The sequence below is a fragment of the Streptococcus mitis genome (assembly GCF_023109515.1).
GTDB lineage: Bacteria > Bacillota > Bacilli > Lactobacillales > Streptococcaceae > Streptococcus > Streptococcus mitis_CS.
The window spans coordinates 55,584-80,720 of the sequence record NZ_JALDUM010000003.1; the positions used below are offsets into that span (position 1 = coordinate 55,584).

Genomic DNA, 25,137 nt, shown 5'->3' on the forward strand with positions numbered 1-25,137 from the left:
GGAAATAGAAATGAAATTAAGAAGAAGTGATCGGATGGTTGTCATTTCCAACTATTTGATTAATAATCCTTATAAACTAACTAGTCTCAATACTTTTGCTGAAAAGTATGAATCCGCTAAATCATCCATCTCAGAGGATATCGTGATTATCAAACGCGCCTTTGAGGAAATCGAAATTGGCCATATCCAGACAGTAACTGGTGCTGGTGGTGGTGTCATTTTCACACCATCAATCTCAAGCTATGATGCCAAGGAAATGGTTGAGGACTTGCGTGCCAAGTTGTCAGAAAGTGACCGTATCTTACCAGGTGGCTATATCTACCTGTCTGATTTGCTTAGCACACCAGCTATCTTGAAAAATATTGGTCGCATTATTGCCAAGAGCTTTATGGACCAAAAAATTGACGCGGTTATGACAGTAGCGACTAAGGGTGTTCCACTTGCAAATGCAGTTGCCAATGTCCTCAATGTTCCTTTTGTCATTGTACGCCGTGACCTGAAAATTACCGAAGGTTCAACTGTCAGCGTCAACTATGTATCCGGTTCAAGTGGTGACCGTATCGAGAAAATGTTCCTTTCAAAACGTAGTCTCAAGGCAGGCAGCCGTGTCTTGATTGTGGATGACTTCTTGAAAGGCGGAGGAACTGTCAACGGGATGATCAGTCTCTTGCGTGAGTTTGATTCAGAATTGGCAGGTGTAGCGGTCTTTGCGGACAATGCCCAAGAAGAACGTGAAAAGCAGTTTGACTACAAGTCACTCTTGAAGGTAACCAATATTGATGTCAAGAACCAAGCCATCGATGTTGAAGTTGGCAATATCTTTGACGAAGATAAATAAGAGATAGAACTAAAGGTTGGAACGATTGTCCCAGCCTTTCTTTGCAGATAGAATAGAAGGAAACTTATGAAAACACCATTTATCAATAGAGAAGACTTGGAAGCGATTGTTGCTGAGTTCCCAACACCCTTTCACTTGTATGATGAGAAGGGGATTCGTGAGAAGGCAAGAGCTGTCAACCAAGCCTTTTCGTGGAACAAGGGCTTTAAGGAATATTTTGCAGTAAAGGCTACTCCAACTCCAGCTATTTTGAAAATTCTCCAAGAGGAAGGTTGCGGTGTGGACTGCTCTAGTTATGTGGAGCTTTTGATGAGCCATAAACTGGATTTTCCAGGTTCTGAGATCATGTTCTCTTCAAACAATACGCCAGATAAGGAATATGCCTATGCGCGTGAATTGGGTGCGACCATTAACTTGGATGCCTTTGAAGATATTGAACATCTGGAGCGAGCAGCAGGCATTCCAGAAATCATCTCATGTCGTTACAATCCTGGAGGCGTTTTTGAACTGGGGACAGACATTATGGATAATCCTGGAGAAGCCAAGTTTGGTATGACCAAGGACCAGCTCTTTGAAGCTTTTGCCATCTTGAAGGAAAAAGGAGCCAAGACTTTTGGGATTCACTCCTTCCTAGCGTCCAATACCGTGACCCATCTCTATTATCCAGAGTTGGCTCGTCAACTTTTTGAATTGGCTGTTGAAATCAAGGAAAGGTTGGGCATTTCGCTAGACTTTATCAATCTTTCTGGCGGTATTGGTGTCAACTATCGTCCAGACCAGGAGCCAAATGATATTGCCTTGATTGGTGAGGGAGTTCGTAAGGTGTATGAAGAGGTCCTTACGCCAGCAGGTCTTGGTCAGGTCAAGATTTTCACCGAATTGGGTCGTTTTATGTTGGCACCTCACGGTGCCTTGGTCACAAGAGTCACTCATAAGAAGGAAACCTACCGTACCTATCTAGGTGTGGATGCATCAGCAGTCAACCTCATGCGTCCAGCTATGTATGGAGCCTACCATCATATTACTAACCTGACCCATCCAGATGGACCAGCTGAAGTGGTAGATGTGGTTGGTTCGCTCTGTGAAAACAATGATAAATTTGCAGTGAATCGCGAACTGCCTCATACAGAAATCGGTGATTTGCTGGTAATTCATGATACAGGTGCCCACGGTTTTTCAATGGGCTACCAGTACAATGCCAAACTTCGTTCTGCGGAAATCCTATATACTGAAGAAGGCAAAGCCCGTCAAATCCGCCGTGCAGAGCGCCCTGAGGACTACTTTGCAACCTTGTATGGCTTTGATTTTGAAGAATAAAATGATAAGTAATTGAAAATGAAATTGAAAAACAGATTGCTTTCTAAAAAATAGGCAAAAATCTTGTTTTTCCTTCAAGTCGTGATATAATAAAACTATAAAACGTTTTCAAGGAAGGTAACGATATGTCTGAAGAAACAATTGATTATGGACAAGTGACAGGAATGGTGCATTCGACAGAAAGTTTTGGGGCGGTAGATGGCCCTGGTATTCGCTTTATTGTCTTTTTGCAGGGCTGTCACATGCGTTGCCAGTATTGCCATAACCCGGATACTTGGGCTATGGAGTCCAATAAGTCACGTGAACGGACGGTAGATGATGTCTTGACAGAGGCCTTGCGCTACCGTGGTTTCTGGGGGAATAAGGGTGGGATTACAGTCAGTGGAGGAGAAGCCCTCTTGCAGATTGATTTCTTGATTGCCCTTTTTACCAAGGCCAAAGAACACGGAATCCACTGTACCTTGGATACCTGTGCCCTTCCTTTCCGTAATAAACCACGTTACCTTGAGAAGTTTGACAAACTCATGGCTGTCACTGACTTGGTCCTCTTGGATATCAAGGAAATCAACGAAGAACAGCACAAGATTGTCACTAGCCAAACCAATAAAAATATCTTGGCCTGTGCCCAATATCTATCAGATATTGGAAAACCTGTCTGGATTCGCCACGTGCTAGTTCCAGGATTGACAGACAGAGACGATGACCTGATTGAACTTGGGAAATTCGTCAAGACCCTCAAAAATGTGGATAAGTTTGAAATTCTACCTTATCACACCATGGGTGAATTCAAATGGCGTGAATTGGGAATTCCATATTCCCTCGAAGGAGTCAAACCACCAACAGCAGACCGCGTTAAGAACGCTAAAAAACTCATGGATACCGAAAGTTACCAAGACTATATGAAACGTGTACATGGATAAAAAAGAAGCCTGATGGAAACATCGGGCTTTTAAATTTACACAAATATAGATAATTAAATGAAACAAAATTTTATACTCTTCGAAAATCTCTTCAAACCACGTCAGCGTCGCTTTGTCGTATATATGTGACTGACTTCGTCAGTCTTATCTACAACCTCAAAACCGTGTTTTGAGCAGCCTGCGGCTAGCTTCCTAGTTTGCTCTTTGATTTTCATTGAGTATTAAATCTTTTTTACTCTCTAAATTCTGAAAAAAATCCGAAAATGAGTGTATAAGATATAGTTACTTTTAGAAATATTAAATAGAATAGGAGAACATCTATGGAACAAAGTATTACCATTAAAAATTTATGTAAGTCGTATGGCCAAACTCAAATTTTAAAAGATATTTCTTTTGAAGCAAAAGCAGGTAAAGTGACTGCTTTCCTGGGTCCAAATGGAGCTGGTAAAAGTTCAACCTTACGTATTTTATTAGGATTAGACAAAGCAACATCTGGTCTTACCAAAATTGGAGATCAAACTTATAAGGAATTAAAATTTCCTCTAAAGACTGTAGGAGCTTCATTTGACAGTGTAGGAGCTCCTGATGATCGGACTGTTTATCAACATTTGAAAATTGTTGCTGCTAGTAATGGGATATCCAGTCAGCGAATTGAACAAGTCTTGGATATGGTGGATATTAGTCATAAGAAAAAATCTAAAATTGGGAAATTATCATTAGGAGAAGGACAACGCTTGGGAATTGCAACAGCTCTATTAGGAAATCCTCAATATCTGATATTGGATGAACCGACTAATGGGTTGGATCCAAGAGGAATTCGGTGGTTTAGAGAGTTTATAAAAAAACAAGCTCAAGAAGGGAAGACCGTCTTACTGTCATCTCATATATTATCGGAAGTGGAAGCAGTAACAGATGATGTAGTTATCATAAATAAAGGAAAAGTTCTTATAAAAGGGACTTTACAAGAAGTGATGAAAAATCTTTCTTCACTAGAGGAAGTCTTCTTTAGTTTAACAGAGGGAGGGAAGTGACATGGCACTTATTTACTCTCTTCATTCTGAAATATTGAAATTACTTTATAATAGAGCTACTCATGTTGTACTATTCTTGATACTGGTATTTCAAACGTTTTTAGCAAATATTGGTGCTTCTCAAATTGTTTCAGTTGGTATCCATGCTACACCAGAGACAAATCCAGATTTAGCAGAGGCCTTACCTCCTATTGAATTTTTAGGTTTTGATGTCACTTTATTTGGTGTTTTTATTATGATTATCCTAGGCTCAATTTACGGAGCCGAGGAATACAAAGGCTTGGCTATTCGTACAAGCCTCCTCTCTGTTACAAATCGAAGTACTTTCCTAGTTTCAAAAACATTAGTTTGGCTTATATTTTCTTTTATCATTTCCTTTCTATCAATATTCTTGACAATTAACATGACACATTATGTTTTAGGACAAGATGGCTTATTGCTTTTTTTACTAAATGGAACAGTTTGGTTCTATATATTTTTAGCCAGTATAGCTTGGACTTTGTTGGGACTGCTGGCCTATATTATGGCTTTGACATTTAAAACAGCCATTGTTCCTCTATTATTTTTGCTTCCTCAAGTCTACAATTTAGGAACATTCTTAGCAAACTATATATCGGCTGCAAAATTTCTTCCAGTTGCATTGGGGCAAGGATTGATTGCTACATCTCCTCAAATTTTAGAACATAATAGTTTACAACATATTTTATTTTTACTTTGTTGGAACTTCTCATTCTTGGCTTTAGCAATCTACCGATTACTTAAGTCAGATATTGGAGGAGGTGAATAAGTTGAAAGAACAACTTAAAAGTGAGTATCTCAAGTTTATTATGAATCCTTGGCACTGGTTGATTATAGGTGCTCTATTACTGTGTATTCCGGCGATGGTTGTTTTTTTAAATAGTAAGCCAGACCAGTTGACTCTACAGTTTGTTTTGGAACAGCTACTGCAAAGTCTCTATTTAGGACAGGCAGGTTTCGTTAGTCTAGCGGTTCTATTTATAGGTCAAGAATTTACAGGTTCTAGCCTTCGTACCAGTTTTCTTACATGTCCAAATCGTTTGAAATTTATAATCTGTAAACTAGCTATTGTATTATGTGTGGAAATTGTATTATTGGTCGCTGTAATATCATTATGTATACTAATCGCCCAAGGATACTACAATATCAATCTTTTGAGTAATATTAAACATGTTCTGACAATCCTATTTCCAGCATGTATTTCTATTCTAACCTTCTCTCTTTTAAGTGGTATTTTTGTATTTATTTCCCAGTCTTTTATCTTAATTTTGGGAATCAGTTTATCCCTTTTATTGGGGTTGGGACAAATGTTACTACAATTCAGTTCTTTTTTTAGAAATTTACCATTACTAGCTAGTATGAATTGTTTTTATACCCATCCCTTGTCGCTTTATTATCCAGTGTGGCAAGGCTTAGGGATACAAATAGTTTGGTTATTAATTGTTTTTCTATTTGCTACATTGATACTTATAGGAAGAAATGTACGCTAAAGACAGGGGATGTCCTGTCTTTTTCTTGGTTAGTGCTATAATATAGTTAGGAGGGTGAGTTATGGCTTATAAAATTTTGGTGGTAGATGATGATCTCGCTATTCTTCGCCTAATAAAAAAAGTACTAGAATATGAAAAATATGAAGTAGTCATACGAAATAAGATAGAAGAGATTGATCTTTGTGATTTTACAGGCTTTGACTTGATTCTATTAGATATTATGATGCCTGTTAGTGGTTTAGAGATCTGTCAGATGATTCGCGAACAGATAACTGTTCCTATCTGTTTTATAACTGCTAAGGATATGGATGAAGATTTAGTAGCTGGAATTAATGCAGGTGCTGATGATTATATTATGAAGCCCTTTAGTATGCAAGAATTGTTAGCACGTGTTAAAATGCACTTACGTCGTGAAGAACGGATTAAAGGAAATGTTCATCAAATAAAGATTGGGAAGCTTATACTATATACGGATAGTAAGGAACTATTTGTAAACGATGATAAGATTGCTCTGACAAGGAGGGAATTTGACATAGTGAATCTTTTGGCAAGCAACCCAAGTAAAATATATTCTATTGAGGAAATTTATAATTATCTATATCCACAAAGTTCAGAAGCGCTCTTACGTTCGGTTTCAGAGTACATTTATCAAATTCGTCAAAAGTTGAAACCTTATCAATTAAATCCAATTAAAACCTTATACGGTGGAGGATATCAATGGGTAGAATCAAAAGTTTTAGACAATTAATTCGAGAAACCTGTTGGAGAATTATTTGGCAGTTTAGTCTTGGCTTACTAATGGCCTATCTTATTCCCTTAGCTTCAGTATCTATACAAATAAATGAAGATGGGAAAACTTTAAACAATAGTGGTGTTCTATCAATCTTTTTTAATGTGTCATCATGGATATATATTTGTGTTTTATTGATTGTTCTAATAAGTTATCACATTGGAAAATTGTTGAAAAAACTGAGTTATGAAATGACTTTGATTTATGAAAATAGTATGTGGTTGAAGAAGGAATGTACAGAAAGTTTAACGGTTAAAGAATTTCGCGAGACAGGAAATCGGATTATTGTGATGCAAGATAGAATTCGACAATTAATAGTTAATGAGAAACAGCAGAAGGAAGATTTGATGTTTCAGGTTTCAGCAGCTTCTCATGATTTAAAAACTCCCTTAACCATTATTAGGGGAAATGTGGAATTTTTGCAGACGATAACTGAAAACGACCAATCTCAAGAATGCTTAGCAGATATAGAAAGAGCTAGTCAACAGTTACTAGATTATTTCAATCAATTGATTCACTATTCTAAAACCTATTATGATGATGAGACAGGTTGGACGGAGTATTCCTCTTCAGATTTTATCAATGAATTAGAGAAAGAAGTCTCTTTTTTGATAAAAAATCAGATGAAGTTTTCTTTTGAACAAAATGTGAAAGGAACTGAAAACTATTATATAAATCAATCTCTTCTGATTCGTGCCATACAAAATATTTTAACAAATGCTTTGGAATACGCTGATAAACAGAATCCTAAAATTAAAATTAGAGTAGAGCAAGAGGGGAAGGAATTGAAAATAGGTATATGGAATAATGGTTCGGAATTTCCAGAGGAAGTTTTAACTAATTTTGGAAAGCTCTTTTATCGTATGGATAAAGCTAGATCGTATAAAGAGCAACATTATGGTATTGGACTAAGTTTTGTATGTAGAGTTGCAAAACTACACAAAGGCCGAGTTGAGCTTAGAAATAGAGACGAGGGAGCAGAAGTTTTAATAACTGTGAATTGTATTAAATCATAGTGATTTACTTGTTAATTTATGATTGAATAGTTTTTATATGTGAGCTTTTAAACTATTTAACTTTTTCGACTAGTATAAGATGTAACGGTAGATAATAAAAACGAATGATGATATCTAGTTGATGAAAACTATTTATCATTCATTCGTTTTTTAATTATTGGATAATTTACGTAGCTTTATCTCGAACGTTGTTTTCCAGCGTTGCGATTTTTGTGTTTTTTCTTGCTTGTGATAGCAGTTGGTTGTTCAGGGGGAACGTCTTTTCGTCCACTTGGTGTAGAGAAAGCACGTGCTTTTGGTGGGTTCTTGGCTAGTTCTTCACGGACTTTTTTGCGAAGTTTTGGACGAACGATATAGTTGACGATAAACTGTTGGAGAATCATCATGAAACCACCGACAACCCAGTAAAGTGTGACACTGGCTGGTGAAATGAGGGAGAAGACAACAATCGTGATTGGGCTCACGTAAGCCATTTTCTTGATTTGTTCTCTTTGCGTTTCGTCTTCTACTCCGTGAAGTGAAAGGAGCGATTGAAGATAGTAAAGGACACCTGCGCAGGCAACCAAAATCATACTTGGAGAACCTAGAGGAATGCCTAGGTAGCTTGCTTGAGCAACCCCTTCAGTATGTTGGGCAGCAAAGTAGATAGCTGAGAAGAAAGGCATTTGAAGGAGGATAGGGAAGCATCCTACACCACCAAACATGCTGATGCCGTGCTCTTTTTGAGCAGCAAAGAGAGCTTGTTGGGCTTCGAGTTTTTCTTCTTGAGTCGTTGCTTCTTTGAGACGCGTTTGGTGTGGCTCAAGGACGTGCTTGAGGGCGTTCATCTTTTCAGAGTGAAGCGTTGCCTTCCATGATTGGTAGATACCAAGTGGCAAGATAATCAAGCGCACGATAATGGTTACGATAATGATAGCCATACCAAAGCCTAGACCTTGATCAGTAGCGAAGTACTTGATAGCTTCAGCCATAGGCGCTCCGAAAGTATTCCAAATAAATCCTGTTGGCTCTCCTGTTGCTTTATCGACGCTAACACAGCCAGTCAAGACAAGCAACATAGCCACTCCCATAGTCGAGAGTGCAAAACGTTTAATAGATTTCACTGTTTTTATTCCTTCTTTAAAAATTATACCTTTCTATTCTACTGTTTTTTTACAAAATATACAATAGTTCTAGAGACTTAATTTGCGATTTTAAAGTCAGGGTAGGGAGGAAAGTTACTTAGTTTGACATCTAAGTAGCTGACTTTTGAAAAAGGTGTGGGTCCTTTGCGGATTTCTTGGATAAATTTTGCCATGGTAGCAGATGAGTCTGCTTGGGCTAATATTTCCACTGTGCCATCGTCGTTATTCCATACTCGACCTGTGATGCCACCAATTTCAAGTGCCAAGCTGTAAACACCCCAACGAAAGCCGACTCCCTGTACCCTACCTTGGGCAATCATTCTAACCTTTTGCATACCAAACCCCTTTGATTGTGTTATAATATTTCTATGACTATTATAACCTCAAAAGCCAATTCTGTGGTAAAAAATGCCAAGAAATTACACCAAAAAAAATACCGCAAGTCTGCTTATTTGATTGAAGGCTGGCACTTGTTTGAAGAAGCTGTTCAAGCTGGAGTGACGATTGAGAAAATCTTTGCCCTAGAAAGTTATCGAGAACAGTTAGTTGCTTTTCCGCAAACTGTCTGGGTGTCAGAGGATATTCTGCTAGATTTAGCGGATTCTCAGACTCCACAGGGCATTGTTGCGGTGGTTCAAAAAGAAGAAGTAGGACAAGCTGATTTGAGTCAGGGCAAGTTCTTGTTTTTGGAAGATGTGCAAGATCCTGGTAATGTGGGAACTATCATTCGGACTGCGGATGCAGCAGGTTTTACTGGAGTGATTGTTTCAGATAAATCGGCAGATATCTACAGTCTCAAGACCTTACGTTCCATGCAAGGCAGTCATTTCCATCTGCCTATTTACCGGATGTCGAGTCAAGCGCTTCTTAAGGAAACCAAAGAGGCAGGTATCTCAGTGCTGGCAACAACCCTATCTAAAGATTCTGTTGATTACAGAGAACTGGTTCCTATAGAAAATTTTGTACTAGTCATGGGAAATGAGGGTCAAGGAATTAGTCCCCTCATGGTTGAAAGTGCAGACCAGTTGGTCCACATTAGTATGAAGGGGCAGGCGGAGAGTTTGAATGTTGCCGTTGCAGCCGGTATTTTAATTTTCCATTTAAGCTAATTTTAACTTTCTTTGTTATAATCAAGGAAAGATGTTCATAGAAAAGGAGAAAAGATGAATCACACTATTATTCACGACCGCGCAGGTCTCAATCAATTTTACGCTAAGGTTTATGCCTTTGTTGGTCTGGGAATCGGATTATCCGCTTTGGTATCAGGCCTTATGTTAACGGTCTTTCAATCTCAGTTGGTTTACTTTTTGATGCAGGGACGTCTCTGGTTGACCATTGCTACTTTTGCGGAGTTGGCCTTGGTTTTCGTTGCCAGTAACATGGCCTTAAAGAATAGTCCAGCGGCTCTTCCAGTATTTTTACTTTACTCTGTTTTAAACGGCTTTACTCTTAGTTTTGTGGTGGCCTTCTATACTCCGGGTACAGTTTTATCCGCCTTTGTGTCTAGCGCCCTTCTCTTCTTTGTCATGGCGGCAGTTGGCATGTTCACCAAGAAAGATTTGAGTGGCCTTGGTCGGGCTATGATGGCGGCTCTTATCGGTTTGCTGATTGCCATGGTAGTTAATGTTTTCTTGGCTAGCGGCTTCTTTGATTATATGATTAGCGTAGCCATGGTTTTGGTTTTCTCAGGGTTGATTGCTTGGGATAACCAAAAAATTCGCTATGTCTATGAGCAATCACAAGGCCGTGTAGCGACAGGTTGGGTTGTGTCAATGGCTCTCAGTATCTATCTTGATTTTATCAATCTCTTCCTAAGTATTCTACGTATCTTTGGTCGTAATGACTAAAAGGTCCCTAACATCAGTGTTCGAAGGAGCACTGATTTTTTTCGTATTTGCTCTTTTCTTTTCTTGGAAATAGGTGTATAATGCTTTTAATTAATTTTTTGAGGAGTAGTTTATGAAGAAAAGTTTTATTCATCAACAAGAAGAGATTTCCTTTGTCAAAAACACTTTTACCCAGTATTTGAAAGATAAGTTAGAAGTTGTCGAAGTTCAAGGTCCTATCTTGAGCAGGGTCGGCGACGGGATGCAGGATAATTTATCAGGTGTGGAGAATGCCGTATCGGTCAAGGTTCTCCAAATCCCTGATGCTACTTATGAAGTTGTGCACTCACTTGCTAAATGGAAACGCCATACTTTGGCCCGTTTTGGTTTCGGTGAGGGAGAAGGTCTTTTTGTCCACATGAAGGCCCTTCGTCCAGACGAAGATTCGCTGGATGCGACCCACTCTGTTTATGTTGACCAGTGGGACTGGGAGAAAGTTATCCCAAATGGTAAACGGAATATCGCTTATCTAAAAGAAACAGTTGAGAAGATTTACAAGGCTATTCGCCTTACTGAGCTAGCTGTTGAAGCCCGCTATGACATCGAATCAATCTTGCCAAAACAAATCACTTTTATCCACACAGAAGAGTTGGTAGAACGCTACCCAGACTTGACACCGAAAGAGCGTGAAAATGCTATTTGTAAAGAATTTGGAGCAGTCTTCTTGATCGGTATCGGTGGCGAATTACCAGACGGTAAACCGCACGATGGACGTGCACCAGACTACGATGACTGGACAAGTGAGTCTGAAAATGGCTACAAGGGTCTTAATGGCGATATTCTTGTTTGGAATGAGTCTTTAGGTGGAGCCTTTGAGTTGTCCTCTATGGGAATCCGTGTAGATGAAGAAACGCTTCGCCGTCAGGTTACCATCACAGGTGATGAAGATCGCTTGGAATTGGAATGGCACAAGGCTTTGTTGAATGGCCTATTCCCATTGACAATCGGTGGAGGAATTGGACAATCTCGGATGGCCATGTTCCTACTTCGCAAGAAACACATCGGAGAAGTGCAAACAAGTGTTTGGCCTCAAGAAGTCCGCGATACTTACGAAAATATTTTGTAGAGAATCGAACCGCAAGGTTCGGTTTTCTTTCTCTTTTCGCCCATAATTTGGTATAATAAACGGTATGAAAATCGTATCAGGAATCTATGGGGGGCGTCCCCTCAAGACACTAGAAGGAAAGACGACAAGACCCACTTCGGATAAGGTTAGGGGAGCTATTTTTAATATGATTGGTCCCTACTTTGAAGGGGGACGAGTCTTGGACCTTTATGCAGGTAGTGGTGGTTTATCTATCGAGGCAGTCTCGCGTGGCATGTCCAGCGCTGTTTTGGTGGAGCGAGACCGTAAGGCTCAGACCATCGTGGCTGAAAATATTCAGATGACCAAGGAAGTTGGAAAATTTCAACTTCTCAAGATGGATGCAGAAAGGGCATTGGAACAGGTATCTGGCGAATTCGACCTCATTTTCTTAGACCCTCCTTATGCTAAGGAACAAATCGTAGCAGATGTTGAAAAAATGGCTGAGAGAGAGCTTTTTTCTGAAGATGTCATGGTCGTGTGTGAGACGGATAAAGCTGTTGAACTTCCAGAAGAAATTGCCTGCCTGGGTATCTGGAAGGAAAAGATTTATGGAATTAGTAAGGTGACAGTCTATGTCAGATAAGATTGGCTTATTCACAGGCTCATTTGATCCGATGACAAATGGGCATCTGGATATCATTGAACGGGCGAGCAGACTTTTTGATAAGCTCTATGTGGGTATTTTTTTTAATCCCCACAAACAGGGATTTCTCCCTATCGAAAATCGTAAACGAGGGCTAGAAAAGGCTTTGAAACATTTAGAAAATGTTGAAGTTGTGTCTTCTCATGATGAATTGGTGGTTGATGTTGCAAAAAGACTGGGGGCTACTTGCCTAGTGCGGGGCTTGAGAAATGCAACGGATTTGCAATATGAAGCCAGTTTTGATTACTACAACCATCAGCTGTCTCCTAATTTAGAGACAATTTATTTACATAGTCGACCTGAACATCTCTATCTCAGTTCATCCGGTGTTAGAGAGCTTTTGAAGTTTGGTCAGGATATTGCTTGCTATGTTCCCGAGAGTATTTTGGAGGAAATAAGAAATGAAAAAAAAGATTAGATGGCCCTTATATGTCATTGCGGCCTTAATTGTGACTTTCTTGGCATTTGTAGTGCCCTTGCCCTACTATATAGAAGTTCCAGGTGGTTCGGAAGATATTCGCCAAGTCCTTAAAGTCAATGATAAAGAAGATAAGGAAGCTGGGGCCTATCAATTCGTTACGGTTGGTGTCCAGCACGCTACTTTAGCCCATATGATTTATGCTTGGTTGACGCCTTTTACAGATATTCGTAGTGCCCAAGAGACTACAGGTGGCTCTTCTGATGTTGAATTTATGCGGATCAATCAATTCTACATGCAAACATCACAAAACATGGCCAAGTATCAAGGGCTAAAAACAGCTGGTAAGGATATTGAACTAAAATATCTTGGGGTTTATGTTTTGACTGTGACGGATAATTCGACCTTTAAAGGGATTCTTAACATCTCTGATACGGTCACAGCAGTCAATGATCAAACCTTTGACAGTTCCAAAGATTTGATTGATTACGTCAATTCTCAAAAACTAGGGGACTCCGTCAAGGTCACCTATGAAGAGGATGGGCAAACCAAGTCTGCAGAAGGTAAGATTATCACCTTGGAAAATGGCAAAAATGGGATTGGAATCGGTTTGATTGACCGTACAGAAGTGACCAGTGATGTCCCAATTCGTTTTTCAACAGCTGGTATCGGCGGTCCAAGTGCAGGTCTTATGTTTAGTCTGGCAATCTATACCCAGATATCTGACCCTGGCCTTCGTAATGGCCGTATCATTGCCGGTACAGGAACCATTGACCGCGATGGTAATGTGGGAGACATTGGAGGCATTGATAAGAAAGTTGTAGCTTCGGCTAGAGAAGGTGCTGCTATTTTCTTTGCTCCTGATAACCCTGTTAGCGAAGAAGAACAAAAAGCACATCCTGATGCTAAAAACAACTACCAAACAGCCCTGGAAGCAGCTAAAACAATCAAGACAGATATGAAAATCGTGCCTGTTAAAACCCTACAAGATGCAATTGATTACTTGAAAAACAATCCCTAGTTTTTAAGTGAAGTTTCCAAACTAGCGCACAAACAGAGAAGATGGTATAATAGTCAAATGGTTCAATTATTATTCACTCTAAGCAGTCACATGCTCTTTATTTATGTGAGTTTTTACCTTTTAAAGGATCTTGTTAGATGGGAAAAGGTTTTAAAAGTGACAACTGAGAATACAGGAAAAGTTCGTTTATTAGTAGCCTTTTTTAGCATTGTAATGGGCTACATCATGAGTTCTTTCTTTATCAGCCTGTATCAGTTGTGGCAAGAAGCGCTTAGAGGATTATTATAAAATCAAATGTAAAGGAAATAAGTATGGAAAAAATTGTGGTTCAAGGTGGCGATAATCGTCTGGTAGGAAGTGTTACGATCGAAGGAGCAAAGAATGCAGTCTTACCCTTGTTGGCAGCGACTATTCTAGCAAGTGAAGGAAAGACCGTCTTGCAGAATGTTCCTATCTTGTCAGATGTTTTCACTATGAATCAGGTGGTTCGTGGTTTGAATGCCAAGGTTGATTTTAATGAAGAAGCTCATCTTGTTGAGGTGGACGCGACTGGCGATATCACTGAGGAAGCTCCTTACAAGTATGTCAGCAAGATGCGCGCATCCATCGTTGTCTTGGGACCAATTCTTGCCCGTGTAGGTCATGCCAAGGTATCCATGCCAGGTGGTTGTACGATTGGTAGCCGTCCTATTGATCTTCATTTGAAAGGTCTAGAAGCTATGGGGGCTAAGATTAGTCAGACAGCTGGTTATATCGAAGCCAAGGCTGATCGCTTACATGGAGCTCATATCTACATGGACTTCCCAAGTGTTGGTGCTACGCAGAACTTGATGATGGCAGCGACCCTAGCTGATGGGGTGACAGTGATTGAAAATGCTGCGCGTGAGCCTGAGATTGTGGACCTAGCTATTCTCCTCAATGAAATGGGAGCTAAGGTTAAGGGTGCTGGTACAGAGACCATTACCATTACCGGTGTTGAGAAACTTCATGGTACGACTCACAATGTAGTCCAAGACCGTATCGAAGCAGGAACCTTTATGGTAGCTGCTGCCATGACTGGTGGTAATGTCTTGATTAAAGACGCTGTCTGGGAGCACAACCGTCCCTTGATTGCCAAATTGCTTGAAATGGGAGTGGAAGTGACAGAGGAGTCTGAAGGAATTCGAGTTCGATCTCAACTAGAAAATTTAAAAGCTGTTCATGTGAAAACCTTGCCCCACCCAGGTTTTCCAACGGATATGCAGGCCCAATTTACAGCCTTGATGACCGTCGCAAAAGGGGAATCAACTATGGTGGAGACAGTTTTCGAAAATCGTTTCCAACATCTAGAAGAAATGCGTCGCATGGGCTTGCACTCTGAGATTATCCGTGATACAGCTCGTATTGTTGGTGGTCAACCTTTGCAGGGGGCAGAAGTTCTTTCAACTGACCTTCGTGCCAGTGCTGCCTTGATTTTGACAGGTTTGGTAGCACAAGGAAAAACTGTAGTTGGTAAATTGGTTCACTTGGATAGAGGTTACTACCGTTTCCATGAGAAGTTGGCACAGCTAGGTGCTAAGATTCAGCGGATTGAGGCAAGTGATGAAGATGAATAAGAAATCAAGCTACGTAATCAAGCGTTTACTTCTAGTCATTTTGGTACTGTTTTTGGGTGCTCTAGCCCTAGGAATCGGCTTAATGGTAGGTTATGGAATCTTGGGCAAGGGTCAAGATCCATGGGCTATCCTGTCTCCAGCAAAATGGCAGGAATTGATTCATAAATTTACAGGAAATTAGGCTGGAGAACCAGTCTTTTTCTAGAGATAAGGAGAAAAATGGATAAAAAAACAAGACAGACACTGATCGGACTGCTAGTGTTATTGCTTTTATCTGCGGGAAGCTATTATATCAAGCAGATGCAGTCGACAGCTAATAGTCCTAAAACAAGGGTTAGTCAGAAAAAACAGTCGTCTGAGGCTCCTAGTCAAGAATTGGCAGAAAGTGTTTTAACAGACGCAGTCAAGAGCCAAATAAAAGGGAGTCTTGAGTGGAATGGCTCAGGTGCTTTTATCGTCAATGGCAATAAAACAAATCTAGATGCCAAGGTTTCAAGTAAACCTTACGCTGATAATAAAACAAAGACAGTGGGCAAGGAAACTGTGCCAACCGTAGCTAATGCCCTCTTGTCTAAGGCTACTCGCCAGTACAAGAATCGTGAAGAAACTGGGAATGGTTCGACTTCATGGACTCCTCCAGGCTGGCATCAGGTTAAGAATCTAAAGGGTACTTATACCCATGCGGTCGATAGAGGTCACTTGTTAGGCTATGCCTTAATCGGTGGTTTGGATGGTTTTGATGCCTCGACAAGCAATCCTAAAAACATTGCTGTTCAAACAGCCTGGGCAAATCAGGCTCAAGCCGAGGATTCGACTGGTCAAAACTACTATGAAAGCATGGTACGCAAGGCCTTGGATAAAAACAAGCGTGTCCGTTACCGTGTAACCCTTTATTACGCTTCAAACGAGGATTTAGTTCCTTCAGCTTCACAGATTGAAGCCAAGTCTTCAGACGGAGAATTGGAATTTAATGTTCTAGTTCCCAATGTTCAAAAGGGACTTCAACTGGATTACCGAACTGGAGAAGTGACTGTTACTCAGTAAAATACAAAATAAACTCCTATGTCACTTGTGGATATAGGAGTTCTTTTTTACTAGTTTAAGCAGGGCTACAATATACAATGATACTCAATGAAAATCAAATTGCAAACTAGGAAGCTAGCCACAGGTTGCTCAAAGCACAGCTTTGAAGTTGCAGATGAAGCTGACGTGGTTTAAAGTGAATTTCGAAGAGTATGAGAAAAAATAATATGTACTGGACTATATTTTGTGATATAATAGAGGGTAAGATACTATTTTAGGAGAAGAACTATGGAAGACCCAAGTAGTCAGAATTTGTTGCTACAATTTGTTTTATTGTTTATCTTGACGGTGTTAAATGCCTTTTTCTCAGCCACAGAAATGGCCATGGTTTCACTTAACCGTGCGCGGGTTGAACAAAAGGCAGAAGAAGGAGATAGACGCTATATCCGTCTGCTGAAAGTACTAGAAAATCCTAACCACTTTTTATCAACCATTCAAGTAGGGATTACCCTGATTACGATCTTATCAGGGGCGAGTTTGGCAGAAACTCTGGGGCGAGAAATTGCATCTTGGCTTGGAAATGGCGAAACAGCTTATGCCGTTGCAAGTTTTCTATCTTTAGCATTTTTGACTTATATTTCCATCGTTTTTGGGGAATTGTATCCTAAGAGAATCGCTCTTAATCTAAAGGATGCCTTGGCGATTCGTACAGCGCCAGTTATCATTGGGCTTGGGAAACTAGTTAGTCCCTTTGTTTGGCTCTTGTCTGCATCTACCAATCTCTTGAGTCGCTTGACTCCAATGACTTTTGACGATGCTGATGAAAAAATGACCCGTGATGAAATTGAGTACATGTTGACAAATAGTGAAGAAACACTAGATGCTGACGAAATTGAGATGTTACAAGGGATTTTCTCACTGGACGAATTAATGGCCAGAGAAGTCATGGTTCCTCGAACGGATGCCTTCATGGTCGATATTCAGGATGATAGTCAAACCATCATCCAAAGTATTTTAAAACAAAATTATTCTCGTATCCCTGTCTATGATGGGGATAAGGATAACGTGATTGGGATCATTCACACCAAGAGTCTCCTTAATGCGGGCTTTGTGGACGGTTTTGACAATATTGTTTGGAAGAAAATCTTACAAGATCCACTTTTTGTTCCTGAAACTATTTTTGTGGATGACTTGTTAAAAGAATTGCGCAATACCCAAAGACAAATGGCAATCTTGCTGGATGAATACGGTGGGATGGCTGGTTTGGTGACCCTAGAAGACCTCTTAGAAGAAATCGTTGGGGAAATCGATGACGAAACAGATAAGGCTGAAATCGAAGTTCATAAAATTGGAGAAGATACTTATATCGTTCAAGGTACCATGAATCTCAATGATTTTAATGACTACTTTGATGTTGAACTGGAAAGTGATGACGTTGATACCATCGCTGGTTATTATTTGACAGGAGTTGGGACCATTCCAACGACTGAGAAACTCAGTTATGAATTAGTCAGCCAAAACAAACAACTTATCCTAACCAATGATAAGGTGAAAAATGGACGTGTTACCAAGGTAAAAGTCCAAATTACCGAAGTTGAAATAGAAGAAGAAACAGAGTAAACTAGAGGCTTTTGTCACCAGGCGTGACAAAGCTTTTTTCAGTTGATTTCAAAAGGAAATTGTGTCCTCGAAAGACTCAGCCCCAAACTTGCCCCAAAAGTTTTTTAAAGTTATACGTATTTATTCAAGGAAAAAGAAAAAAGCCCTTTAAATTGGGCTTTCTGTTTAAATGAAACCTGATAAATCAAGTTAAAGAAGGCGGTAGACGGATTTGAACCGACGATCAAGCTTTTGCAGAGCCGTGCCTTACCACTTGGCTATACCGCCTTAACGTTTATTATTATACCTTGAAAATGATTTTCAGTCAATAGCTTTTTCAGATTTTTTGTATCAATAAGCCTAAATATTCTGAAAATTCGTTTACTTTTCTTGAAATCTATGATATAATTGATGATAACCTATACTTTATTTATAAGAGGAGTAAATAAATGAAAAAAAGTCAAGTGCTTGCTGTAGCGGGAGCTACCTTATTAGCGTCAGGAGTTCTAGCTGCGTGTTCAAACACTAGTTCAAATAATGCTAAATTAGCAAAAGATTACCAATATGTTTATCAAACAGATCCAGAAACTTTGGATTATATCGTCAGCAATATCGATTCAACATCATTCGTCACAACAAATGCTGTAGATGGTTTGTTGGCTAATGATAAATATGGTAACTTGGTTCCTTCTATTGCTGAATCATGGACAGTTTCAAAAGATGGTTTGACTTATACCTATAAAATCCGTAAGGATGCTAAATGGGTTACAGCAGAGGGAGAAGAATACGCTCCTGTAACTGCTAAAGACTTCGTTACTGGTTTGAAACATGCCGTAGATGGAAAATCAAAAGGACTTTCAATCGTTAGCTCTTCTATTAAGGGATTAGAACCCTATATCAAGGGTGAAACAAGCGATTTTTCAACCGTTGGAGTAAAAGCACTTGATGATCAAACACTAGAATATACCTTGAACCAGCCAGAAACTTTCTGGAATGATAAGACCACTAGTGGTGTTTTGATGCCGGTTAATGAAGAATTCTTAACTTCAAAAGGTGAAGGTTTTGGTGCCCCAACCGATGCTAACTCTATTCTTTATAACGGTCCATTTGTCTTAAAATCTGTAACTCCAAAATCATCTATCGAGATGGCTAAAAATGATGCTTACTGGGACAAAGAAAATGTAAAAATTGAGAACGTTAAGTTCACTTTCTGGGATGGTAAGGACCAAGATGTGATTGCTAAAGGTTTTGCTGATGGTCAATATAGCAAGGCTCGTATCTTCCCTACAAGTTCTACATATGAAAAATATGCAGCTGACTTTAAAGATAACATTTACTTTAATGAACCAGGAGCGGGTGTTGCAACTGTCAGCTTGAATTATGGCCGTACAACCTATAACCACACTGCCAAAACAAGTGATACCCAAAAGACATCTACTCAGAAAGCATTGCTAAACAAGGAATTCCGTCAAGCCTTGAACTTTGCTGTCGATCGCAATTCTTACTCAGCTCAAACAAATGGTACTGATGGAGCTGCAGTAGCCATCCGTAATACGTTTGCACCTTATAATCTTCAAGTTGGTAAGAAAACATTTGGTGAATTGGTACAAGATAGCTTGGCTAAGACAAATTCTTCTACTTGGTCAAACGTGTCTCTAGCAGATTCTCAAAATGGCCTTTACAATGAAGAAAAAGCGAAAGAAGTCTTTGCTAAAGCCAAATCAAGTCTACAAGCTGAAGGTGTTGAATTCCCAATCCACTTGGATGCCCTGGTTATCCAAGAATCAACAGCGGTTGTAAACCGTGTTCAATCATTGAAACAATCAATTGAAAAAGTATTGGGTTCAGATAATGTTGTTGTAGACTTACAACAAATGACTCAAGCAGAAGCTTTACCAATTTCATTTAGCGCTCCAACAGCTAAAGAGCAAGACTGGGATATCCATACCTTGCTAGGATGGAACCCGGACTATCAAGATCCTTCTACTTTCTTGGATCAATTCGTCCTTAAGGGAGGAAGCACTCGCCTTTACCTTGGTATTGACCAAAACACAGATGCATCAGTAGTAAGCAAACTTGGTTTAGCTGACTATGGAAAATTACTTGATGACGCAAACAGCGAAAACCAAGATGTTCAAAAACGTTATGAAAAATACGCGGTGGCACAAGCTTGGTTGACTGACAATGCTTTGACAATTCCAGTAATGGCTTCTCCTAAAGAAACAGCCGTTTCATATGTTTCAAAAGTTCTACCATTTAGCTCTTCATATTCTGTAGCCGGCCTTAAAGGTGAAAATTCAGGATACTTGAAGTACACTGAAGTTGGTGAAAAAGCAATCACCAAAGAAGAGTATGAAAAAGCTCGTGAAAAATGGTTGAAAGAAAAGACTGAGTCAAACGAAAAAGCTCAAAAAGAATTGGCAAGTCATGTGAAGTAAATAATTTTCAATAGAACTTTCTCTCCATGAGGAGAAGGTTCTTTTGGGATTTTTAAAGGAAATGATATGAAAAAATATATTTTTATGCGTGTTTTGCGGTCCTTGGTTTCTATCTTCTTAGTAACAACCTTGACTTACACGATTATCTATACAATGGTTCCTCGAAAATTGATTTTCAAACAGGATACCAACTATAACAAGATTGCTACAACTGCTGATAAACGTGATAACTATGAGAATACCGTTTATGAGCGTATGGGCTATATCGAGTACTACGATACCAAAGAGTTGCAAGAAAAAGCTAGCCAGATGGATGCTTCTGTAACAGTTGAAGCCAATGATACCAACAAGGCTATCTATGAAAAATACATCAAACAAATCGGTCATGGTTGGACCCTGGGAGAATTTACTGAAAGTGGCCAATTCTACGCTACGCGTGAAATCCCGATTTTTGAACGTGTTTTTCACTTCTATGCTAACTTGATTGACATTGATCATACAAATAAAATTCAAGACCCTGAAAATCCAGACTTGAAACGTTACCTTCGTTTTGAAAACGATCCAGCGATCGGATGGTCCTTGGTCGGTTCAGGAACAAAACACAAATATCTCTTGTACTTCAACAGTCAGTTCCCGTTTGTGCATCAAAACTTTGTGAACATTAATTTAGGTGACTCTTATCCAACCTATGCTAATAGCCCTGTTTTACAGGTCATTACTCAAGGACAAGGGCAAACAAAAACATCTCAAGTTCAGTTCCCAACAGGTAAGAAAACTTCTTCTGTAAATATTTACTCAAGAACCTACAAATCGCCTAGTCAGGCTGATTCTCGTGAAGTAGCTAACTATGGGAAAGATGACCCATATACTGCAACTGAAAGCAACTACCAATATCCTTCTATGATTGCTAGCTCTGCAGTCGTTGGATTGATTGGTTTGGTGATTTCTTATGCGATTGCCGTGCCACTTGGTTCAGCTATGGCTCGCTTCAAGAATACTTGGATTGATAGCTTCTCAACAGGGTTTTTGACCTTCTTGATGGCCCTTCCAACCATTGCCTTGGTTTACATTGTTCGTTTGATTGGATCATCAATTGGTCTTCCAGATTCATTCCCTATTTTGGGTGCTGGAGATTGGCGTTCGTATGTTTTACCAGCAGTGATTCTTGGTTTGTTGGGTGCTCCTGGTACAGCTATTTGGATTCGTCGTTACATGATTGACTTGCAATCACAGGACTTTGTTCGTTTTGCTCGTGCCAAAGGTTTGTCTGAAAAAGAAATTTCAAACAAACACATCTTTAAAAATGCCATGGTTCCGCTGGTTTCAGGAATTCCTGGTGCCGTTATCGGGGTTATTGGTGGTGCAACCCTTACTGAAACAGTCTTCGCCTTCCCAGGTATGGGTAAAATGTTGATTGACTCTGTAAAAGCATCTAATAACTCTATGGTCGTTGGTCTTGTCTTCATCTTTACATGTATTTCTATCTTCTCACTTCTTTTGGGAGATATTTGGATGACTATTATTGATCCACGTATTAAATTGACTGAGAAAGGAGGCAAATAATGTCTACAATCGATAAAGAAAAATTTCAGTTTGTAAAACGTGACGATTTTGCCTCTGAAGCTATTGATGCGCCAGCTTATTCATACTGGGGTTCAGTGTTTAGACAATTTATGAAGAAGAAATCAACTGTAGTCATGTTGGGAATCTTGGTAGCTATCATTTTGATGAGTTTCATCTACCCAATGTTTTCTAAGTTTGATTTCAATGATGTCAGCAAGGTAAACGACTTTAGTGCTCGTTATATCAAGCCAAATGCTGAGCATTGGTTCGGTACAGACAGTAACGGTAAATCTCTCTTTGACGGTGTCTGGTTCGGAGCTCGTAACTCTATCCTCATTTCTGTGATTGCAACAGTGATTAACTTGGTTATCGGTGTTTTTGTCGGTGGTATTTGGGGAATTTCAAAATCAGTTGACCGCGTGATGATGGAAGTTTATAACGTCATCTCAAACATCCCATCTCTTTTGATTGTCATTGTCTTGACTTACTCAATCGGTGCGGGATTCTGGAATCTGATTTTTGCCATGAGTGTAACAACATGGATTGGAATTGCCTTCATGATTCGTGTGCAAATCTTGCGTTACCGTGACTTGGAATACAACTTGGCGTCACGTACTCTGGGAACACCAACCTTGAAGATTGTTGCCAAAAATATCATGCCTCAATTGGTATCTGTTATTGTGACAACCATGACTCAAATGCTTCCAAGCTTTATCTCATACGAAGCCTTCTTGTCATTCTTCGGTCTTGGATTACCAATTACAGTGCCAAGTTTGGGTCGTTTGATTTCAGATTATTCACAAAACGTAACAACTAATGCTTACTTGTTCTGGATTCCATTGACAACTCTTGTCTTGGTATCCTTGTCCCTTTTCGTAGTTGGTCAAAACTTAGCGGATGCTAGTGATCCACGTACACATAGATAGGAGTAGAAATGACAAAAGAAAAAAATGTAATTTTGACTGCTCGCGATATTGTCGTGGAATTTGACGTTCGTGACAAAGTATTGACAGCCATTCGCGGCGTTTCCCTTGAACTAGTTGAAGGAGAAGTACTAGCCTTGGTAGGTGAGTCAGGATCAGGAAAATCTGTTTTGACAAAGACCTTCACAGGTATGCTTGAAGAAAATGGTCGCATTGCCCAAGGAAGTATTGACTACCGTGGTCAGGACTTGACAGCCTTGTCTTCTCACAAGGATTGGGAACAAATTCGTGGTGCTAAGATTGCGACTATCTTCCAAGATCCAATGACTAGTTTGGACCCAATTAAAACAATTGGTAGTCAGATTACAGAAGTTATTGTAAAACACCAAGGCAAAACAGCTAAAGAAGCGAAAGAATTGGCGATTGACTACATGAATAAGGTTGGGATTCCAGATGCAGATAGACGTTTTGATGAATACCCATTCCAATATTCTGGAGGGATGCGTCAACGTATCGTTATTGCTATTGCCCTTGCCTGCCGACCTGATGTCTTGATCTGTGATGAGCCAACGACGGCCTTGGATGTGACCATCCAAGCTCAGATTATTGATTTGCTTAAATCATTACAAAATGAGTATCATTTCACAACAATCTTTATCACTCACGACCTTGGTGTGGTAGCAAGTATTGCGGATAAGGTAGCAGTTATGTATGCAGGAGAAATCGTTGAGTATGGAACTGTTGAGGAAGTCTTCTATGACCCTCGCCATCCATATACATGGAGTCTCTTGTCTAGCTTGCCTCAGCTTGCTGATGATAAAGGGGATCTTTACTCAATCCCAGGAACACCTCCGTCACTTTATACTGACCTAAAAGGAGATGCCTTTGCCTTGCGTTCAGACTATGCAATGCAGATTGACTTCGAACAAAAAGCTCCTCAATTCTCAGTATCAGAGACACATTGGGCTAAAACTTGGCTTCTTCATGAGGATGCTCCAAAAGTAGAAAAACCAGCTGTGATTGCAAATCTCCATGATAAGATCCGTGAAAAAATGGGATTTGCCCATCTGGCTGACTAGGAGGAAGGAAATGTCTGAAAAATTAGTAGAAATCAAAGATTTAGAAATTTCCTTCGGTGAAGGAAGTAAGAAGTTTGTCGCGGTTAAAAATGCTAACTTCTTTATCAACAAGGGAGAAACGTTCTCGCTTGTTGGTGAGTCAGGTAGTGGGAAAACAACTATTGGTCGTGCTATCATCGGTCTCAATGATACAAGTAATGGAGATATCATTTTTGAAGGTCAAAAGATTAATGGTAAGAAATCGCGTGAACAAGCTGCGGAATTGATTCGTCGAATCCAGATGATTTTCCAAGACCCTGCCGCAAGTTTGAATGAACGTGCGACTGTTGATTATATTATTTCAGAAGGTCTTTACAATCATCATCTGTTCAAGGATGAAGAAGAACGTAAAGAGAAAGTTAAAAATATTATTCGTGAAGTGGGGCTTCTTGCTGAGCACTTGACTCGTTACCCTCATGAATTCTCAGGTGGTCAACGTCAACGTATCGGTATTGCCCGTGCCTTGGTCATGCAACCAGACTTTGTTATTGCGGATGAGCCCATTTCAGCCTTGGACGTTTCTGTGCGTGCTCAGGTCTTGAACTTGCTCAAAAAATTCCAAAAAGAACTTGGTTTGACCTATCTCTTCATCGCCCATGACTTGTCGGTTGTTCGCTTTATTTCAGATCGTATCGCAGTTATTTACAAGGGTGTTATTGTAGAGGTTGCTGAAACAGAAGAATTGTTTAACAATCCAATTCACCCATATACTCAAGCCTTGCTTTCAGCGGTACCAATCCCAGACCCAATCTTGGAACGTAAGAAGGTCTTGAAGGTTTACGACCCAAGTCAACACGACTATGAGACTGATAAGCCATCTATGGTAGAAATCCGTCCAGGTCACTATGTTTGGGCTAACCAAGCCGAATTGGCGCGTTACCAACAAGGGTTAAACTAATAATGGTTTTATAATTTCCATAAAAATTGATATGGAAATTATAAACCTTTTTTTGTTGGACTGATTTGAAAGTCTTTGAAAGCTACTTGAAAGAATTTTCGAAAAATTTTAAAAAATTCTGAAATATTCTTGACAGCTAATGAAAAAGGTGGTAAGATAGGAAGCATCAAAAAAGAAAGCAGAAAAAGAAATGAATAAGAAACAAGCTGTAACGATGAATCAAAACTTTTACTTTAGCTACTTTAGATAGTGTTTGTAGACATGTCACCATGGATGCAAACAGTTCAAGCAATTTGTTTGTATCTATGTGGCTAAGATTTTTGATTGTGGTCCATATAGATGAATATCTAAATGGACTAGCTAAGTTGTAACTTGTTAGAT

The 25,137-nt window shown here is 39.6% G+C and carries 26 protein-coding genes and 1 tRNA gene; 24 read left to right on the forward strand and 3 right to left on the reverse strand.

Annotated features, from left to right (window positions below; all coding sequences use genetic code 11):
• Positions 1–10: 10 nt before the first annotated feature.
• The 8 genes from purR to M1G05_RS07830 all read left to right on the forward strand — a co-directional run bounded on the left by purR (position 11) and on the right by M1G05_RS07830 (position 7,420).
• On the forward strand, positions 11–838 hold the full coding sequence (purR, locus tag M1G05_RS07795; RefSeq protein WP_247953485.1) for a pur operon repressor: 828 nt from the start codon (positions 11–13) through the stop codon (positions 836–838).
• A gap of 66 nt (positions 839–904) precedes the next feature.
• Entirely contained in the window at positions 905–2,155 is a 1,251-nt protein-coding gene (locus tag M1G05_RS07800; RefSeq protein WP_247953486.1) for a diaminopimelate decarboxylase, read from the forward strand.
• A 125-nt stretch (positions 2,156–2,280) separates the two neighbouring features.
• Complete coding sequence (gene pflA / locus M1G05_RS07805) at positions 2,281–3,075, forward strand: pyruvate formate-lyase-activating protein (RefSeq protein ID WP_020901989.1); 795 nt, start codon at positions 2,281–2,283, stop codon at positions 3,073–3,075.
• A gap of 320 nt (positions 3,076–3,395) precedes the next feature.
• Positions 3,396–4,106 carry an ABC transporter ATP-binding protein gene (locus tag M1G05_RS07810; RefSeq protein WP_020901990.1) on the forward strand — a complete coding sequence of 237 codons (711 nt, stop codon included), beginning with the start codon at positions 3,396–3,398 and terminating at the stop codon, positions 4,104–4,106.
• A 1-nt stretch (position 4,107) separates the two neighbouring features.
• On the forward strand, positions 4,108–4,893 hold the full coding sequence (locus M1G05_RS07815; protein ID WP_049516004.1) for an ABC transporter permease: 786 nt from the start codon (positions 4,108–4,110) through the stop codon (positions 4,891–4,893).
• A gap of 1 nt (position 4,894) precedes the next feature.
• Positions 4,895–5,614 (forward strand): hypothetical protein, encoded by a 720-nt coding sequence (locus tag M1G05_RS07820; protein WP_049516002.1) that lies wholly within the window; start codon positions 4,895–4,897, stop codon positions 5,612–5,614.
• Between the two features lie 61 nt (positions 5,615–5,675).
• A complete protein-coding gene (locus M1G05_RS07825; RefSeq protein WP_000323581.1) occupies positions 5,676–6,362 on the forward strand; it encodes a response regulator transcription factor in 687 nt (228 codons plus the stop codon).
• A complete protein-coding gene (locus M1G05_RS07830) occupies positions 6,332–7,420 on the forward strand; it encodes a sensor histidine kinase (RefSeq protein WP_049515998.1) in 1,089 nt (362 codons plus the stop codon). Before M1G05_RS07825 ends, M1G05_RS07830 begins: the two co-directional genes overlap by 31 nt.
• 176 nt (positions 7,421–7,596) lie before the next feature.
• On the opposite strand, the gene yidC is transcribed toward M1G05_RS07830, so the two are convergent.
• Positions 7,597–8,523, reverse strand: a complete 927-nt coding sequence (gene yidC, locus M1G05_RS07835; RefSeq protein ID WP_049551417.1) for a membrane protein insertase YidC — start codon at positions 8,521–8,523, stop codon at positions 7,597–7,599.
• A gap of 77 nt (positions 8,524–8,600) precedes the next feature.
• Complete coding sequence (locus M1G05_RS07840) at positions 8,601–8,879, reverse strand: acylphosphatase (RefSeq protein ID WP_001174616.1); 279 nt, start codon at positions 8,877–8,879, stop codon at positions 8,601–8,603.
• Positions 8,880–8,912: 33 nt separating this feature from the next.
• Between M1G05_RS07840 and M1G05_RS07845 the strand changes: the two genes are divergently transcribed.
• The 11 genes from M1G05_RS07845 to M1G05_RS07895 all read left to right on the forward strand — a co-directional run bounded on the left by M1G05_RS07845 (position 8,913) and on the right by M1G05_RS07895 (position 17,837).
• Positions 8,913–9,653 carry a TrmH family RNA methyltransferase gene (locus M1G05_RS07845; RefSeq protein ID WP_049543720.1) on the forward strand — a complete coding sequence of 247 codons (741 nt, stop codon included), beginning with the start codon at positions 8,913–8,915 and terminating at the stop codon, positions 9,651–9,653.
• A gap of 54 nt (positions 9,654–9,707) precedes the next feature.
• Positions 9,708–10,391: a Bax inhibitor-1/YccA family protein gene (locus M1G05_RS07850; RefSeq protein WP_247953487.1), complete on the forward strand. Its 684-nt coding sequence runs from the start codon at positions 9,708–9,710 to the stop codon at positions 10,389–10,391.
• Positions 10,392–10,503: 112 nt separating this feature from the next.
• The gene (gene asnA / locus M1G05_RS07855; RefSeq protein ID WP_247953488.1) at positions 10,504–11,496 is read left to right on the forward strand and encodes an aspartate--ammonia ligase; all 993 of its coding nucleotides are present in this window, start codon (positions 10,504–10,506) and stop codon (positions 11,494–11,496) included.
• Positions 11,497–11,560: 64 nt separating this feature from the next.
• Entirely contained in the window at positions 11,561–12,100 is a 540-nt protein-coding gene (rsmD, locus tag M1G05_RS07860) for a 16S rRNA (guanine(966)-N(2))-methyltransferase RsmD (protein WP_247953489.1), read from the forward strand.
• Complete coding sequence (gene coaD / locus M1G05_RS07865; RefSeq protein ID WP_247953490.1) at positions 12,090–12,578, forward strand: pantetheine-phosphate adenylyltransferase; 489 nt, start codon at positions 12,090–12,092, stop codon at positions 12,576–12,578. Before rsmD ends, coaD begins: the two co-directional genes overlap by 11 nt.
• Positions 12,562–13,599: a SepM family pheromone-processing serine protease gene (locus M1G05_RS07870; RefSeq protein ID WP_247953491.1), complete on the forward strand. Its 1,038-nt coding sequence runs from the start codon at positions 12,562–12,564 to the stop codon at positions 13,597–13,599. Before coaD ends, M1G05_RS07870 begins: the two co-directional genes overlap by 17 nt.
• Before the next feature lie 57 nt (positions 13,600–13,656).
• The gene (locus M1G05_RS07875; protein ID WP_000250396.1) at positions 13,657–13,887 is read left to right on the forward strand and encodes a DUF1146 family protein; all 231 of its coding nucleotides are present in this window, start codon (positions 13,657–13,659) and stop codon (positions 13,885–13,887) included.
• Between the two features lie 23 nt (positions 13,888–13,910).
• Positions 13,911–15,194: a UDP-N-acetylglucosamine 1-carboxyvinyltransferase gene (gene murA / locus M1G05_RS07880; protein ID WP_247953492.1), complete on the forward strand. Its 1,284-nt coding sequence runs from the start codon at positions 13,911–13,913 to the stop codon at positions 15,192–15,194.
• Entirely contained in the window at positions 15,187–15,375 is a 189-nt protein-coding gene (locus tag M1G05_RS07885; protein WP_004241151.1) for a DNA-directed RNA polymerase subunit beta, read from the forward strand. The genes murA and M1G05_RS07885 overlap by 8 nt, the downstream gene beginning before the upstream one ends.
• Before the next feature lie 38 nt (positions 15,376–15,413).
• Positions 15,414–16,238, forward strand: coding sequence for a DNA/RNA non-specific endonuclease (gene endA, locus M1G05_RS07890; protein ID WP_247953493.1), 825 nt, complete (start codon positions 15,414–15,416; stop codon positions 16,236–16,238).
• 267 nt (positions 16,239–16,505) lie between these two features.
• Complete coding sequence (locus M1G05_RS07895; protein ID WP_042750034.1) at positions 16,506–17,837, forward strand: hemolysin family protein; 1,332 nt, start codon at positions 16,506–16,508, stop codon at positions 17,835–17,837.
• A gap of 196 nt (positions 17,838–18,033) precedes the next feature.
• On the opposite strand, the gene M1G05_RS07900 is transcribed toward M1G05_RS07895, so the two are convergent.
• Positions 18,034–18,104 (reverse strand) — tRNA-Cys (locus M1G05_RS07900).
• A gap of 161 nt (positions 18,105–18,265) precedes the next feature.
• Here M1G05_RS07900 and M1G05_RS07905 point away from each other — a divergent pair.
• The 5 genes from M1G05_RS07905 (at position 18,266) to M1G05_RS07925 (ending at position 24,756) form a co-directional block, all read left to right on the forward strand.
• Positions 18,266–20,254, forward strand: a complete 1,989-nt coding sequence (locus M1G05_RS07905) for a peptide ABC transporter substrate-binding protein (protein ID WP_084928170.1) — start codon at positions 18,266–18,268, stop codon at positions 20,252–20,254.
• A gap of 66 nt (positions 20,255–20,320) precedes the next feature.
• On the forward strand, positions 20,321–21,817 hold the full coding sequence (locus M1G05_RS07910; RefSeq protein ID WP_000759915.1) for an ABC transporter permease: 1,497 nt from the start codon (positions 20,321–20,323) through the stop codon (positions 21,815–21,817).
• On the forward strand, positions 21,817–22,743 hold the full coding sequence (oppC, locus tag M1G05_RS07915) for an oligopeptide ABC transporter permease OppC (protein WP_000103691.1): 927 nt from the start codon (positions 21,817–21,819) through the stop codon (positions 22,741–22,743). Before M1G05_RS07910 ends, oppC begins: the two co-directional genes overlap by 1 nt.
• 8 nt (positions 22,744–22,751) lie before the next feature.
• Positions 22,752–23,819: an ABC transporter ATP-binding protein gene (locus tag M1G05_RS07920; protein ID WP_000159550.1), complete on the forward strand. Its 1,068-nt coding sequence runs from the start codon at positions 22,752–22,754 to the stop codon at positions 23,817–23,819.
• 10 nt (positions 23,820–23,829) lie between these two features.
• The gene (locus tag M1G05_RS07925) at positions 23,830–24,756 is read left to right on the forward strand and encodes an ATP-binding cassette domain-containing protein (protein ID WP_042900321.1); all 927 of its coding nucleotides are present in this window, start codon (positions 23,830–23,832) and stop codon (positions 24,754–24,756) included.
• Positions 24,757–25,137 lie beyond the last annotated feature (381 nt).